Origin of the sequence: Pseudoxanthomonas winnipegensis (assembly GCF_004283755.1) — a bacterium.
Classification (GTDB): domain Bacteria; phylum Pseudomonadota; class Gammaproteobacteria; order Xanthomonadales; family Xanthomonadaceae; genus Pseudoxanthomonas_A; species Pseudoxanthomonas_A winnipegensis.
Genome location: NZ_SHMH01000001.1, coordinates 627,918 through 643,185, shown reverse-complemented (window position 1 = coordinate 643,185; position 15,268 = coordinate 627,918). Strand labels below are relative to the sequence as shown.

Genomic DNA, 15,268 nt, shown 5'->3' with positions numbered 1-15,268 from the left:
CCTATGAAGAAAATGAACTGGCTAGGTATCTTGCTGGCAACCGTTGCAATCGCTAGCTGCGGCAAGCGTCCTGGCACCAACAACACCGGCGCCGAATCGGAGCCGGCGCCCTCTGCGAATATCAGTTCTGACAATACATCCTCGCAGGTGCAGTATGCCTCAACAGCGAGCCGTTACGAGGGCAAGATCGTGCGTCGTCCGCAAACCGATGGCGGCAAGGAAGATGGTTGGTTCCTCGTTGAGAATGGCAAACGCCGCTGGATCATGGACGGCGCGTGGTTATCCGAGCATGGACGGAGTCCGGGCGACGTTGTCGAGATTCCGGCCGACGAGCTAGCCAAGATCCCAGAAGATCCGAATCCGCTCGGCCAATAGGCAGCCTTCAGAAATCTCGGTTCTAAACGTCGCAGATTAAACGCTTAAACTCCTGAAGTTTTCGAATTGATCTTTTGAGATCGTCGGGTGTCTCAAATGATTGCCATGACGTAGTTGTCAATTGGAGCGCGCACCTAATGGTCAATCACGGGCTTTCGCCTATGATTAAGTCACGGGCGTATAGTTGCATCTCTCATCTAGTTTTTCAAAATTGACGGCTTCGGATAAAATGAAGAATCTACTGCTAGAAAAAAAGAGCGCGGTTCGGCTGTTGCTTATGATGCTGCTCTTTGTCGTGATTTTTCTGCTCTTCAGTCTGCGAAATCTTGATCCAGTCACATACCCGTCATTGTATGCCGAGGATGGCACTTGGATTGGTGATCTGTTGACTAAAGGGTTCCACGAGACCGCGTTTGGTACAAGAGTGTTCCCGATCGTTGGATTTATCATTTTCCTCCAGATTGCTGATTGGATCGTGAATTTTTTTCTTGGAGGAAATCTCTACTATTTACCATTAGTTCTTTTCGTACTGTCGAATTTGTTCAGTGCTGGCATGGTGTGCGTGGCCATAAGCGTGTTCCGCGACCGCCTGCCGTTCTGGGGTATAGCTTCTATCGTAATCTCGATCTTGCTTCTCCCTGTGGGAAATGATGCCAACGAGATCTATGGGCGCATACTCAATCTGGGTTTCATGTTTCCTTACCTGCAGACGCTGTTGCTTTTGCCATTGTTCTTCCCACGGCGCCGTCGTCTAGGTGTTGCTTTTGGTCTGGTTTTTTCGCTGATATCGGGGCTCACCTTTCCCGTGGGAATAGGGGTGGCGGGCTTCGCGTGCGGGTTGCTCCTGCTGAGGTTCGTGCGCCGGCGTCATCGGGGCGATCTGGTCGCGGCGCTGTTGGTGGGGCTTACTGCACTGGTTCCCTTGCTGACCTTGACCGGGCAGACGTTCAGCGATAGCGGCGGAGCTTCCATGCCGCTTAAGCCGGAGGCGTGGCTGGAATTCGCGGTGGCTCGCGCGTTCTTATATCCTTTGATTTTCTGGTTCTATCGGGCGCTAAGTGACGTGTGGGTGTTGTCGCTCCTGGCGGCGGCAATTTTTGCGGTGACTACCCATCTTTGGCGTACGCGAAGCTCTTCTGCTTTGCCCGCTGCTTCGAAGGGTTATCCTCTTTACCTATTTTGGGGCGCCACCTTTATCAATCTCGCCGCAATGCTAGTAATGCGATCGGGTCTTTCCTCAATCTTTGACAGCTATACAAGTACTTTTCCAGACCGATACTTTACCGGCCTGAACTTACTGTTCTTCACCAGCGTAGTAATGACGGCCTGCCGAAGCAAAGGTGGACAAGTGATCGGGGTGATGCTCGCTGTTCCGTTCGTCGCTACTGCTGGCGAACGCTTTGAGCTGGCTAAGCCCTCCATGCACTGGCATTCGGTGCCAACATGGACAAAAAGCATTTGTAAGACCGCGAAGAGCAATGGTAAACGCACTTACATTCAAATTGCGCCAGAAGGATTTTCGATCAAGATTCCCAAAGAGGAGTTGACCTCAACATTGCTTGATCGCTGTAACCAAGTGGGTTCAAGGGCCTATTCCGATATTCCGTTACTTTCTTCTGCTGTTCCTGATAACGTGGATGCGCCGCCTTCGTTGACCGCAATTCGCTATGAGGGAAGAGTTGTAAGCCGAACAACGCAAGACGGCACCAGAGAGGATGGTTGGTTTTACGTAACGGAAGGTAGGCGGCGATGGATACTAGATGGCGGTTGGCTGAAGAAGCAAGGACTGGAGCCCACGGATATCATGAGGATCAGCGCAGCCGAGTTGGCCGATATTCCGGAAGACCCGAGTCCTATCACCACCGCAACTGCAGCCATCGCTCCGTCAAGCGATGTTTTCAATCCTGCCGATCGATACGACGGAAAAGTAGTGACCCGCGCGCCGCTGGACGGCAGCAGACAAGATGGATGGTTCTATGTAAAGAATGGCAAGCGCCGTTGGATCGCCGATGGAGAGTGGCTTACGTCAATTGGGCTTGAACCAAAGGATATTCAGCGGATCTCCGCAGAAGACTTGAGCGCGATTCCCGAAGATCCTCAAGCGCTTGAGGTGAGCACGCGGAAAGTAGACCGCTGATGAAACTGCTCCTGCCCCAATGGCGCGAAACCCGCCGAGCGCTGAGTTTCGTGCTGCTTTCCGGCCTTGGCTGGTGCATGGACATGTTCCTGTTCTATTGGCTCATCCACACTTCGCTATCATCACCAGGTCTCGCCAATGTCGCCAGTGCGACAATCGCAGCCATGGCAGTTTTTATGGTGTCGCGGGTGTTGGTATTTGGCGACAGGCGTCGAGGGATGAAAGGTATGTTGGGCTACTTGCTTTACACCGAGTTGAATATCCTTGCATCGGCCGCGGCCATTGAAGGCATCGCGCGATACTTTTATATGGTCCATGGATTCCAGTTCGCGGCCACTGCCATTGTGGCAAAGGTACTGGTGACGCCATTATCGCTCGTATGCAACTTTTTGGTTACTCGCTGGCTATCAGGAAGTAGAGTAAATGGATAATAGAACGTTGGTTTTTGTGCCGGCCTACAACTGCGAGCGGCAGGTTCTTCGCGTATTGGCGCAGTTGGAGGAAAGCTGGGTACGCGCCTGTGTGGCAAAGGTGATCGTGGTCGACAACGGCAGCACTGACGCGACGCGGCGCGTCGTCGCAGAGCATGTACGTAAGCGTGGCGATGACTATGTTTCCTTGGTGACAAACGACGCGAACTATGGGCTCGGCGGCTCGCACAAGGTCGCCTTCCAATATGCGAGTGAGCATGGTTTCGATTGGGTTGTGGTGCTGCATGGGGACGATCAGGGCACCATCGCGGATTTTCGCCGCGTGCTTGAGCAGGCAGAGGCACTTGATGTCGATGCTGTGCTCGGGAGCCGCTTCATGCGCGGCTCGCGTTCTCCTGGTTATTCTCGATTCCGCATTCTCGGTAATTTAGTCTTCAATATGATCTATTCACTGTGCCTGGGTAGCCGTATCCACGATTTAGGCGCCGGTCTCAATATGTACCGTACGGCGCGCCTGCGAATCCAGGAAGTGCTCCGCTATCCGGACAATCTGACCTTCAATTGCGTCATGCTCTGTGCTCAGGTCATTCGCAAGGACCGGATACGGTTCGTGCCCATTTCCTGGCGCGAAGATGACCAAGTCTCCAATGTCAAGTTGGTCCGCCAGTCTTTTCAGACGCTGGGCATTGCGTTGAGGGCTCTGGTTGGGCGCTCTTCGTTTCCCGCCGCCGAGCATCGGCAGCAGGTGATCGGTCGCTATTCATGGAAGGAGTTGGCCAATGATTGATGCATGCATGATCATGCCGATGGCAGGTCGCGGCTCGCGCTTTGCCCAGCAGGGGGAGCCACTGCCCAAGCCGATGATCCGATTGGGCGGCAAGCCTTTCTTTTACTGGGCTACTCTTAGCGTCCTGCGCCAGTTGCCGCGCGCCCGCTTGGTATTCGTAGTGCTGCAGGAGCACGTCGACGGTTTTGGCATCGATTCGCAGGTCAATGAGTATTTCCCTGAGGCGCAGGTCGTGGCGATTCCTGAGGTCACCTCCGGATCGCTTGAGACGGTACTGAAGGTCGGCGCACTGGCCGGTGATGGGGCGGTGCTGGTCAACGACTGCGACCATGCGTTTTCTTACTCGTGTCTGCGGCGGGCGGTCGGTGCGCTCGAACAGGGCGCGGATGGGTTTCTCTCACACTTCCGTTCGACGACGCCACACTTCTCTTTCGCCGCCTATGACGTGCAGGGGAGACTGCAGCGGACTGTGGAAAAAGTGGCGATCAGTGATCGTGCCATCGCTGGCCTTTACGGCTTCCGCAGCATGCGCGCGATAGAAATGGCAGCAGACTCTTATGTGCGCAACTGCCCCTACCCAGAACTGTTCGTCAGCGGCCTGTATAACGAGATTGTGGCGGCAGGCGGTGAGGTGCGCGGCTTCGATTTGGATTCGCATGTCCCGTTCGGCACGCCGGAGGAGTATCGTGACGCCCTTCTCAGGGTCGAGGAACTCAAGCGCCTGGAAGGGCCTTCGAAATGAGGCCGATCTGGTTCGTCATGGCGGTATTGACGCTGCTGCTTTCCCATATCATCCGAACCATTCGCTGGCGGGTGATCCTTTCCCGATCTGGGGTCGAGGTCTCCAACACTCGTCCGCTCGCGGCGCTGAGCGTTGGCTACCTGATCAATACTCTGCTGCCCTTGCGCTTGGGCGAATTGGTGAGAACTGGGTTGCTGTCCTACACCGTGCGCACGCGGTTTTCGACAGTTTTGGCGACGGTGTTCGTCGAGCGCTTAATCGATCTAGCAGTGCTGATCCTGCTTTTCGTCGCGTTGATAGGCTGGCAAGCGGCGCCACGGCTGGTATCGGGCTCGCTGATTACGTTGTTGGCGCTAGGCACACTAGTTGTGCTGCTGGCGCGCTCTACTTTGGCGCGGCGTGTCGCGTTGGAACTCGCGTCGTTGTTCAATGAAAATGTTAAGAGTGCAATCCTGCACTTCTGCTATCTGGTCACCCAGTTACTGTTCAAGCCGTCGCTGCTTACGCGGGGGCGGTTCTGGGCACTGACTGTGGCGATGTGGGGCGCGGCGCTCGCGTCTTTGGGTCTGTTTGCCGTAGCGGCTCATCAAGACTTCGCTGTAACCTTCCTTGCGGTTTATGGTGACGCCACACAGGGCCAGCCGACGTCGCTGGCCGTGCTGAACGCCCCGTGGTTGCTGGCATACCTGACGCTGCCAATCCCGATCATCTTGATATATGCCTATCTATCCGGATTCAACGCCTTAGCCGGCTTACGCGGTGGCCTGCGCGCGATCAGCAGACTCGAGGTCTATGGTGGTGGCGAGCTACGTTCGAGGTCGCAGACTTTCAATTCGCTTGGCCACTACAACGCGTTCCTGGATCGACACTATCGGGGGCACGGGGGACTGTTGTCCGAGTTCGAACAGCGCGGAATCGAAGACGTACTCGTGCATCGCGTTTTCCACGGCGGATCGGGGGCTATCACCGCGTTGGTGGAAGTTTCCGGAAAGTTGCGCGTCCGCAAGTTTGCAACTGGCGCGCTCGGCGCCAAGCTGCGAATCCAGCGTGAATGGCTGCGGAATCATTGTGCCGAGCTGCCGCTAGTGGAAATCCTCGAAACCCGCGCTGACGGCGAGGACTACTTCTACGACATGGCATTCATCGGGGGAAGTCGTGATCTATACGAGGGAATCCATTCCGAGCCGGTCGGCATGTCCACTGCGTTGCTCGACGACGTCATCGAGCGGATGTCGCGCTTTCATGCTTCCAGCGCCTGCGAGTCCGCGTCGGATTCGGTGGTGGCCGACTACATTGCGAGCAAGGTGCTGGCAAATTATCGCAGCATCCGCACTGAGTTCCAGGATGTCATTGCGCTAGGCTGGATCGACCTCAACGGGGAGCCATTTGATCTGGACCAGCTGCGAATGATGGAGGATCCCAAGTGGTTTCTCGATCGCCTGACCGACCGGCGTCAGTCCAGCATTCATGGCGACCTTACTATCGAGAATATTATGCTCGAGGGGGCCAATTTGGAGTCCGGGCGCTGGTTTCTGATCGATCCGAATCCGGTCAATGGTTTTCAGTCTCCCCTGATCGACTTCGCCAAACTAATGCAGTCCTTGCATCTGGGTTATGAGGCGCTACATAAAGCGCCGCGCGCGAGCTTGGTCGGAAACCGGCTAACAGTCGGCTTACACCGTTCGTTTCAGTACGAAAGCATTTATCGTCACACGGTGGAGCGACTGACCCAGCGTCTAGGAGCAAATGGGATGCAGCAGGTGTATCTGCACGAGCTCATCAACTACCTACGTCTTATTCCTTATCAATTGCGCGCGAACCGAGAGGCTGGCCTTGCGTTCTTCGGCGGACTTTGTTTGTTGGTGCGCGAATTTCATCTGGCGTACCCGGCGCAGCGATTGTGATCAAGGCAATCCTTGTCGATCTCGATGGCACTTTGGTCGACACGCATGCGGCCAATCTGGCGGCCTATCGCGTCGCGCTTGAGGAGGAGGGGCTGGTATACGATCAGGCCACGCTTGAGCGGGTAGTCGGTCGCTTGGCCTGGAGGTCTATGCTGCAGGAGGTGCTTCCAGACCATCCATACGCACACGCACGTGTTGCTGAGCGCAAACGTCGACTGTATGCCGATATGGCATCGCAGGTGCTAGTTAATCAAGAACTGGTGGAGCTGCTACAGCTATTGCGACCCAGTGTGCGCATCGCGCTTGTGACTGCGGCGTCGCCCGGCTCCGTCGGGCCGCTGCTGCAGGCAAAGGGGCTCGATACTCTATTTTCGGTGATAGTGACCAGCGCAGATGTGGAACAACAGAAGCCGGATCCACAGCCATTCCAGCGTGCGGCCCAGCTGCTCGGCGTCAGTGCTGCCGAGTGCTTGATACTGGAGGACTCCGATGTGGGCTTGGCTGCCGCGCATGCGTTCGGTGCGCAGGTGTGGAAGGTGGAATGGGCCAATCGCCGCTAAGAGGCGAATGGCCATTCGCTCCGCTTAAAGCGCCGCTTCTAACGCCGGCAATAGCGCAAACAGATCCCCCACCAGCCCGATATCCGCGATCTCGAAGATCGGGGCGTCGGCGTCCTTGTTGATCGCCACGATGGTGCCGGCGTCCTTGATGCCGGTCAGGTGCTGGATGGCGCCGGAGATGCCAATGGCCACATAGAGCTCCGGGGCGATGATCTTGCCGGTCTGGCCCACCTGGAGTTCGTTGGGGACGTAGCCGGCGTCGACCGCGGCGCGCGAGGCGCCCACAGCTGCGCCGAGCTTGTCGGCCAGCTTGTAGATGATCTCGAAGTTCTCCTTCGAACCCACGCCACGACCGCCGGAGACCACCCGGCGGGCCGACTGCAAGTCGGGGCGGTCGGACTTGCCGGCCGCCAGGCCGACGAAGCGGGTGTGGGTCGGCAGGCTCGCCTCGACGCTGGCGGCTTCAACAGGGGCGCTGCCGCCCTGTGCGGCTTCCGGCCAGGAGGCGGTGCGCACGGTGGCCACGACGGTCTGCCCGGGATCGGCCTCGACGGTGATGATGGCGTTGCCGGCGTAGATCGGGCGGGTGAAGGTGTGCTCGCCTTCGACGGTGATCAGGTCCGAGACCTGGGCCACGCCCAGCAGCGCGGCCACGCACGGCATCAGGTCCTTGCCGAAGGTGGTCGAGGGGCCGAACACATGCGTGTAGCCGGCGGCGAGCGCGGCGATCTGCGGGGCGAGCACCTGGCCGATGGCTTGCTCGTTGGCCGGATTGGCGACGGTCAGCACCTTGGTGACGCCGGCGATCCTGGCGGCGGCCTCGGCGACGGCGGTCGGATCGGCAGCCAGCACGGCCACGTCGAGCGCCTCGGGCTTGAGCGCGGCGGCGGCACTGACGGTCTTGGCGGTGGAGGCGTTGAGCACGCCGTCCAGGTGTTCGGCGATGACGAGGACTTTGGACATGTGCGGATTCCTGTTTCGTCATTCCCGCCTTGGCGGGAATCCATGATGGGACGGGCGGCGAAAGGCACTGGGTTCCCGCCTTCGCGGGAACGACAGGCAGCCTTAGAGCAGGCCCTTCTGCTTGAGTGCGGCGACCAGCTCGGCGGCGTCCTTGACCATCACGCCACGGCTGCGCTTGGGCGGGGCGGCGTAGTGGGTCACCTTCAGTTCCGCGCCGGCTTCCACGCCGAGGTCGGCGAAGGGGAGGGTCTCCAGCGGCTTGGACTTGGCCTTCATGATGTCCGGCAGCTTGATGAAGCGCGGCTCGTTGAGGCGCAGGTCGGTGGTGATCACGGCCGGCAGGTCGACTTCCAGCGTTTCCAGGCCGGCGTCGACCTCGCGCGTCACCGTGGCCTTGCCGTCGGCGATCTCGACCTTGGAGGCGAAGGTGGCCTGTGGGCGACCCCACAGCGTGGCCAGCATCTGGCCGGTCTGGCTGGCGTCGTCGTCGATGGCCTGCTTGCCCAGGATCACCACGTCCGGCTGCTCCTTCTCGATCAGCTTGAGCAGGGTGCGCGCGGCGGTCAGCGGCGAGACCGGGCCATCGGCGACCACGTGCACGGCGCGATTGGCGCCCATGGCCAGGCCGTTGCGCAGGTGCGCGGCCGCGTCGGCCGGGGCGATGGTCGCGACGACCACTTCGGTGGCCACGCCCTTGTCGCGCAGGCGCAGAGCCTCCTCCAGGGCGATCTCATCGAAGGGGTTGGGGGAGAGCTTGACGCCCTCGGTCACCACGCCGGAGTTGTCCGGCTTGACCTGGATGCGCACGTTGTAGTCCACCACGCGCTTGTAGGCGACGAGAATCTTCATCGTGAAAGCGAGTCCTCTGACACGGGATACGGATGGCCCGGCCGCGGCGGCTGGCGCGGGGCTTGGTCCGCGATTCTAGCCGGGCGGGCGTGACCGTGCGACGGGGTATGGTCGCCAGGCGCCGAGGTCAGGTCTTGGTGACAGACTTGTTCACGAAGCGGGCGCTGCACGGTTTATCCTTGCGCGCTGCCGCCAAAGGCGGCCTTCATTGCCTGATCAGGAGACATACGTGGGACAAACGTGGTTGGTCACCGGCGGAGCCGGGTTCATCGGCGGGAATTTCGTCCTCGAGGCGGTCGCCAAGGGCGTCAAGGTCGTCAACCTCGACGCGCTGACCTATGCCGGCAATCTCAGGACGCTGGCCTCGCTGGAGGGCAACCCGGGCCACGTGTTCGTCCGCGGCGACATCGGCGATGGCGCGCTGGTGTCCGCGCTGCTGGCGGAGCATCAGCCCGACGCCGTGCTGAACTTCGCGGCCGAGAGCCATGTCGACCGCTCCATCGACGGGCCCGGCGCGTTCATCCAGACCAATGTGGTGGGCACGCTCGGTCTGCTGGAAGCCGTGCGCGACTATTGGAAAGGCCTGCCGGCCGAGCGCGCCGACGCGTTCCGCTTCCTGCATGTTTCCACCGACGAGGTCTACGGCACGCTGGGCGAGACCGGCAAGTTCACCGAAGAAACGCCGTATGCGCCCAACTCACCTTATTCGGCGTCCAAGGCGGCCTCCGATCATCTGGTGCGTGCGTTCCACCACACCTACGGGCTGCCGGTGCTGACCACCAACTGCTCCAACAACTACGGCCCGTATCACTTCCCCGAGAAGCTCATTCCCCTGGTGATCGCCAAGGCGCTGGCCGGCGAGCCGCTCCCCGTCTACGGGGATGGCAAGCAGGTGCGTGACTGGCTGTTCGTGTCCGATCACTGCGAGGCGATCCGGACGGTCCTGGGCAAGGGGCGTGTGGGCGAGACCTATAACGTCGGCGGCAACTCGGAAAAGCAGAACATCGAGGTCGTCAAGGCGATCTGCGCGCTGCTGGATCAGCGCCAACCGCGCGAGGACGGCCAACCGCGCAGCAGCCAGATCACCCATGTCACGGATCGACCGGGCCATGATCGCCGCTACGCGATCGACGCCTCGAAGCTGAAGAACGAACTGGGCTGGGAACCGCGCCACACCTTCGAGCAAGGCATCGCGCAGACGGTGGACTGGTACCTGGACAATCAGGACTGGGTCAATGGCGTACTCGACGGCAGCTATCGGCTGGAGCGCATCGGAGGCGTGCAGTGACCGCTTCATTGAGAAGTCCGCACATGGATGCGCACGCCACTGCGAAGGATGCGCGTCGCGGCATCATCCTCGCGGGCGGCTCGGGCACGCGGCTGTATCCGATCACCAAGGGCGTCAGCAAGCAGCTGCTGCCGGTGTACGACAAGCCGATGATCTACTACCCGCTGAGCGTGCTGATGCTGGCGGGCATCCGGGAAGTGCTGATCATCAACACCCCGCACGAACAGGCGCTATTCCAACAGCTGCTGGGCGATGGGTCGCAGTGGGGCATGGAGATCCAGTACGCCGTCCAGCCCAGTCCCGATGGCCTGGCCCAGGCCTACACGATCGGCCGTGACTTCGTGGACGGCAAGCCGAGCTGCCTGGTGCTGGGCGACAACATCTTCCACGGCCACGGCCTGGTCGACACGCTCCAGCGCGCGGATGCGCGCCGTGAGGGTGCGACGGTGTTCGGCTATTGGGTCAACGACCCGGAGCGCTACGGCGTGGCCGAGTTCGACGCCAGCGGCAAGGTGATCGACATCGAGGAGAAGCCGGCCGAGCCGCGCTCCCATTACGCGGTGACGGGGCTCTACTTTTACGACGGCCATGCGCCCGAGCATGCGGCGTCGCTGAAGCCCTCGCCCCGTGGCGAGCTGGAGATCACCGATCTCAACCGCCGCTATCTCGAGGCCGGGCAGCTGCATCTGGAAGCGCTGGGCCGCGGCTACGCCTGGCTGGATACTGGCACCCACAAGTCCTTGCACGAGGCTTCCAACTTCATCGAGACCATCCAGCAACGGCAGGGCCTGCAGGTCTGCTGCCCGGAGGAGATCGCGTTCGGGAACGGCTGGATCGACGCCGCGCAGCTGGAGCGCCTGGCGGCGCCGTTGCTCAAGAACGACTACGGCCGTTATCTGCACGCGCTGGCTGCCCGAGGAGAAGTGGTTTGAAGCTGATCGAGACGTCGCTTCCAGGCTGCACCATCATCGAGCCGGCCGTGTTCGGCGACGAACGCGGCTTCTTCATGGAGACCTGGAACGCCTCACGCTACGGCGAGCTCGGTCTGCCCGATCGCTTCGTGCAGAGCAATGTCTCGTCCTCGTCCAAGGGCGTGCTGCGCGGCCTGCATTACCAGTGGCCCAATCCGCAGGGCAAGCTGGTCAGCGTGCTGGAAGGCGAGGTCTACGATGTGGCCGTGGACGTCCGCCTCGGTTCGCCCACCTTCGGTCGCTGGGCCGCCGTGGTGCTGAGCGCGCAGAACAAACGCCAGTTCTGGATTCCCGAAGGCTTCGCGCACGGCTTTGCGGTGCTGTCCGAGCGTGCCCTCTTCAGCTACATGTGCACCAACGTCTACGACAAGGCCGCCGACGCGGGCGTGCGCTGGGACGATCCGGCCATCGGCATCGACTGGCCGATCGGCTCGCCGAACCTGTCCGACAAGGACGCAGCCGCCCCGCTGCTGGCCGACGTGCCGCAGGCGCGCCTGCCGGTCTACACGCCGTGACGTTCCTGCTGCTGGGCGCCAACGGTCAGGTGGGCCGGGAGCTGCGCCGCGCGCTGGCGCCGTTGGGCGAGGTGGTCTGCACTACGCGCAGCGGCACGCTGGAAGACGGTGCGGCATGCGAAGTCGCCGATTTCGATCGGCCCGAGAGTCTGTCGGCGCTGCTGGATCGCATCGCGCCTACCGTCGTGGTCAATGCCGCGGCGTACACCGCGGTGGACAAGGCCGAGGAGGATCGCGATGCGGCATTTCGCGCCAATGCGGAGTCGCCTGGCGCCCTGGCGCGCTGGTGCGCCGCGCATGGCGTGCCGCTGGTGCACTACTCGACCGACTATGTGTTCGATGGTCAGGGCACCGCGCCTTATGCCGTCGATGCGCCGACCGCGCCACTGGGCGTGTATGGCGCCAGCAAGCTGGCGGGAGAAGAGGCGGTCCGCGCGGCCGGCGGCCAGCATCTGATCTTCCGCACGGCATGGGTCTACGCCTCGCATGGCAAGAACTTCCTGCTGACCATGCTGCGCGTCGGCGCGCAGCGCGACGAGCTGCGGGTGGTGGCCGATCAGATCGGCACGCCCACCTCGGCGGCGCTGATCGCCGACGTCACCGCGCAGGTCTTGCGACAGGGAACGAAAGCCTCCGGCACCTGCCATCTGACCGCCGCGGGCCAGACCAGCTGGCATGGGTTCGCCGAGGCCATCTTCGCCCGCGCCGTGGCGGCCGGCCTGCTGCCGCGCGCGCCGCAGGTGGTGGCGATCCCGACGTCCGAATATCCGACCCCGGCGCGGCGTCCGGCCTATTCCTGTCTGGACACGACGAGCCTGCAACGCGACTTCGGCATCGACCTGCCGGCCTGGGAAACCGCGCTCGACAGCGTGGTGGCCGAACTGACCTAAGGCTTTCGTGACGGCTGTTGCGCTTTGCGCGGCGACCTTCGCGCGCAGATCGTGCTCGTCTGGCCAAGCCATCGGCGGTTATGGCGTCGTGCCGTATCGTAGGCTCGCTTCCATCCCCCACGAGGTTGCGATTCATGAAGATTGCGGTGGCCGGTACCGGCTATGTCGGCCTGTCCAATGGCGTGTTGCTGGCGCGGCACCATGAGGTGGTGGCGCTGGACATCGTGCCGTCCAAGGTCGAGCTGATCAATCAGGGCCGCTCGCCCATCGTCGATGCCGAACTGGAAGCCGCGCTGGCGCAGGGCGGCCTGAACTTCAAGGCGACGCTGGATCCGGTCGAGGCCTATGCCGACGCGCAGTTCGTCATCATCGCCACGCCGACCGACTACGATCCGGACACCAATTACTTCAACACCCGCTCGATCGAGGCGGTCATCGCCCAGGTGCTGAAGATCAACCCGGCCGCGACCATGGTGATCAAGTCGACCGTGCCGGTGGGCTATACCGAGAAGGTGCGCCAGCAGTTCGGGACGGACAACATCCTGTTCTCGCCGGAGTTCCTGCGCGAGGGCAAGGCGCTGTACGACAACCTGTATCCCTCGCGCATCATCGTCGGCGAGCGTTCGCCGCGCGCGGAGGTGTTCGCCGGCCTGCTCAAGGAAGGTGCGCTGAAGCAGGACGTGCCGGTGCTGTTCACCGAGCCGACCGAGGCCGAGGCGATCAAGCTGTTCGCCAACACCTACCTGGCCATGCGCGTGTCCTACTTCAACGAGCTGGACACTTATGCGGTGACCCATGGCCTGGACAGCCGGCAGATCATCGAAGGCATCTGTCTGGACCCGCGCATCGGCTCGCACTACAACAATCCGTCCTTCGGCTACGGCGGCTACTGCCTGCCCAAGGACACCAAGCAGCTGCTGGCCAACTACCAGAGCGTGCCGCAGAACCTGATCCGCGCCATCGTCGATTCCAACACCACGCGCAAGGACTTCATCGCCGCCGACGTGCTCAAGCGCAGGCCGCGCGTGGTCGGCATCTACCGCCTGATCATGAAGGCCGGCTCGGACAACTTCCGCGCCTCCAGCATCCAGGGCGTCATGAAGCGGCTCAAGGCCAAGGGCGTGGAGGTGATCGTGTACGAGCCCACACTGAGCGAGGCGGAGTTCTTCCGCTCGCGCGTGGTCAACGATCTGGAGACGTTCAAGCGCGAGGCCGACGTGATCATCAGCAACCGCATGGCGCCCGCATTGAACGATGTCGCCGACAAGGTCTATACGCGCGACCTGTTCGGCGACAACTAGGGCAACGATCGGCGCAGCAGAGTGAGAAGTGAGCAGCGTATGCCGCTCACTTCTCATTCCCGAGCTTTCACCCCTGCAGCAGCGCCGAAATCTCGTCGGTCTTCTGCTTCAGCAGCGCCGCGTCGCCGCGGGTTTCCACGTTCAGGCGCAGCAGCGGCTCGGTGTTGGAGCTGCGGATGTTGACGCGCCAGTCACCGAAGTCGGCACTGGTGCCGTCGGTGTAGTCCAGCTGCGGCTTGAGGTCGGCGTAGTGGTCCATGACGCGCTGCACGGCGGCCTTGGCGTCGCTGACCTTGAAGTTGATCTCGCCGCTGCACGGGAACTTGGCCACGCGATCGGCGACCCAGTCGCCCAGCGAGCGGCCCGAGGTGGACACCAGCTCGGCGATCAGCAGCCAGGGGATCATGCCCGAGTCGGCATAGGCGAATTCGCGGAAGTAGTGGTGGGCGCTCATCTCGCCGCCGTACACGGCGTTCTCGGCGCGCATCTTCTCCTTGATGAAGGCGTGGCCGCTCTTGCACAGCACCGGCACGCCGCCAGCGGCCTCGACCATCTCGACCGTGTTCCAGGTCAGGCGCGGGTCGTGGACGATCTTGCCGCCGGGCTGCTTCTTCAGGATCGCCTGGGCCAGCAGGCCGACCAGGTAATAGCCCTCGATGAACTGGCCGTGCTCGTCGAAGAAGAAGCAGCGGTCGAAGTCGCCGTCCCAGGCGATGCCGAAGTCGGCGCCGTGCTGCTTGACCGCATCGGCGGTGGCGGCGCGGTTCTCCGGCAGCAGCGGGTTGGGGATGCCGTTGGGGAAGTGGCCGTCGGGCTCGTGATGGATGCGGATGAACTCGAGCGGCAGGTGCGGGGCGAGCAGGTCGACGATGGCGCCGGCGCCGCCGTTGCCGGCGTTCACCACCACCTTGAGCGGCTTGAGCGCGTCGGCCTTGATGTAGCTCAGCAGGTGCTGGATGTAGGCCGACTTGTCCGGGCGGTGTTCCTCCTTGGCGGTCGGCGCGGTGGCCGGCGCGGTGTCGGCCTCGGCCTTGTCGCGGATGTCGAACAGCCCGGTATCCGAACTGATCGGGCGGGCCTGCTCGCGCACCAGCTTCATGCCGTTGTAGTCCATCGGGTTGTGGCTGGCCGTGACCATCACGCCGCCGGCGGCCTTGAGGTGGTCGGTCTGGAAATAGACCTCCTCGGTGCCGCACAGGCCGATGTCGATCACCTCGCGGCCCTTCGCGCGCAGGCCCGCGGACAGCGCGTCCTGCAGCCCGGCGCTGGTCAGGCGCACGTCATGGCCCAGCACCACCGGCCCGGCGTCCAGCATGTCGGCCAGTGCCACGCCGATGCGGCGGGCCAGGTCCTCGTCCAGCTCGTCGGGCACGCGGCCGCGGATGTCGTAGGCCTTGAATGCGGGTAGCGCCATGGGCGGGAGTCCTTGAGAAGATTTGGGGGGCGGGGAGTGTAACGGGCCGAAGGGAAAGGACGCGTGGTGCCAGCAGGGGCGGCGCGGCCTCGGCGGCCATGCGTTCGGCAGCCCGTTGGGCGGCCGAGGGGTCGATGGAGG

General features: G+C 62.0%; 15 protein-coding genes. 12 read left to right on the top strand and 3 right to left on the bottom strand.

Features of this window, described 5'->3' with window-relative positions; genetic code table 11:
• The first annotated feature begins 3 nt into the window (after positions 1–3).
• The 7 genes from EAT51_RS02890 (at position 4) to EAT51_RS02860 (ending at position 6,936) form a co-directional block, all read left to right on the top strand.
• Positions 4–375, top strand: a complete 372-nt coding sequence (locus tag EAT51_RS02890; RefSeq protein WP_130561277.1) for a hypothetical protein — start codon at positions 4–6, stop codon at positions 373–375.
• Positions 376–604: 229 nt separating this feature from the next.
• Positions 605–2,512, top strand: coding sequence for a hypothetical protein (locus tag EAT51_RS02885; protein WP_130561276.1), 1,908 nt, complete (start codon positions 605–607; stop codon positions 2,510–2,512).
• Positions 2,512–2,943, top strand: a complete 432-nt coding sequence (locus EAT51_RS02880) for a GtrA family protein (RefSeq protein WP_130561275.1) — start codon at positions 2,512–2,514, stop codon at positions 2,941–2,943. Before EAT51_RS02885 ends, EAT51_RS02880 begins: the two co-directional genes overlap by 1 nt.
• Entirely contained in the window at positions 2,936–3,730 is a 795-nt protein-coding gene (locus EAT51_RS02875; RefSeq protein WP_130561274.1) for a glycosyltransferase family 2 protein, read from the top strand. Before EAT51_RS02880 ends, EAT51_RS02875 begins: the two co-directional genes overlap by 8 nt.
• Positions 3,723–4,472, top strand: a complete 750-nt coding sequence (locus EAT51_RS02870; protein ID WP_130561273.1) for a glycosyltransferase family protein — start codon at positions 3,723–3,725, stop codon at positions 4,470–4,472. Before EAT51_RS02875 ends, EAT51_RS02870 begins: the two co-directional genes overlap by 8 nt.
• A complete protein-coding gene (locus tag EAT51_RS02865; RefSeq protein ID WP_130561272.1) occupies positions 4,469–6,376 on the top strand; it encodes a lysylphosphatidylglycerol synthase transmembrane domain-containing protein in 1,908 nt (635 codons plus the stop codon). The genes EAT51_RS02870 and EAT51_RS02865 overlap by 4 nt, the downstream gene beginning before the upstream one ends.
• Positions 6,373–6,936, top strand: a complete 564-nt coding sequence (locus EAT51_RS02860; protein WP_165422680.1) for an HAD family hydrolase — start codon at positions 6,373–6,375, stop codon at positions 6,934–6,936. Before EAT51_RS02865 ends, EAT51_RS02860 begins: the two co-directional genes overlap by 4 nt.
• 24 nt (positions 6,937–6,960) lie before the next feature.
• Here EAT51_RS02860 and EAT51_RS02855 read toward each other — a convergent pair whose 3' ends face one another.
• Positions 6,961–7,899, bottom strand: a complete 939-nt coding sequence (locus EAT51_RS02855; protein ID WP_130561270.1) for an electron transfer flavoprotein subunit alpha/FixB family protein — start codon at positions 7,897–7,899, stop codon at positions 6,961–6,963.
• Positions 7,900–8,001: 102 nt separating this feature from the next.
• Positions 8,002–8,748, bottom strand: coding sequence for an electron transfer flavoprotein subunit beta/FixA family protein (locus EAT51_RS02850; protein WP_130530579.1), 747 nt, complete (start codon positions 8,746–8,748; stop codon positions 8,002–8,004).
• A gap of 229 nt (positions 8,749–8,977) precedes the next feature.
• Here EAT51_RS02850 and rfbB point away from each other — a divergent pair, with 229 nt between their 5' ends.
• The 5 genes from rfbB (at position 8,978) to EAT51_RS02825 (ending at position 13,713) form a co-directional block, all read left to right on the top strand.
• Positions 8,978–10,036: a dTDP-glucose 4,6-dehydratase gene (gene rfbB, locus EAT51_RS02845; protein ID WP_130561269.1), complete on the top strand. Its 1,059-nt coding sequence runs from the start codon at positions 8,978–8,980 to the stop codon at positions 10,034–10,036.
• A 23-nt stretch (positions 10,037–10,059) separates the two neighbouring features.
• Positions 10,060–10,968, top strand: a complete 909-nt coding sequence (rfbA, locus tag EAT51_RS02840; protein ID WP_130561268.1) for a glucose-1-phosphate thymidylyltransferase RfbA — start codon at positions 10,060–10,062, stop codon at positions 10,966–10,968.
• Entirely contained in the window at positions 10,965–11,522 is a 558-nt protein-coding gene (gene rfbC / locus EAT51_RS02835) for a dTDP-4-dehydrorhamnose 3,5-epimerase (RefSeq protein WP_130561267.1), read from the top strand. The genes rfbA and rfbC overlap by 4 nt, the downstream gene beginning before the upstream one ends.
• A complete protein-coding gene (gene rfbD, locus EAT51_RS02830) occupies positions 11,519–12,412 on the top strand; it encodes a dTDP-4-dehydrorhamnose reductase (protein ID WP_130561266.1) in 894 nt (297 codons plus the stop codon). The genes rfbC and rfbD overlap by 4 nt, the downstream gene beginning before the upstream one ends.
• Positions 12,413–12,546: 134 nt before the next feature.
• Entirely contained in the window at positions 12,547–13,713 is a 1,167-nt protein-coding gene (locus EAT51_RS02825; protein WP_130561265.1) for a nucleotide sugar dehydrogenase, read from the top strand.
• 67 nt (positions 13,714–13,780) lie between these two features.
• On the opposite strand, the gene EAT51_RS02820 is transcribed toward EAT51_RS02825, so the two are convergent.
• Positions 13,781–15,127, bottom strand: coding sequence for a phosphohexomutase domain-containing protein (locus EAT51_RS02820; protein ID WP_130515291.1), 1,347 nt, complete (start codon positions 15,125–15,127; stop codon positions 13,781–13,783).
• Positions 15,128–15,268 lie beyond the last annotated feature (141 nt).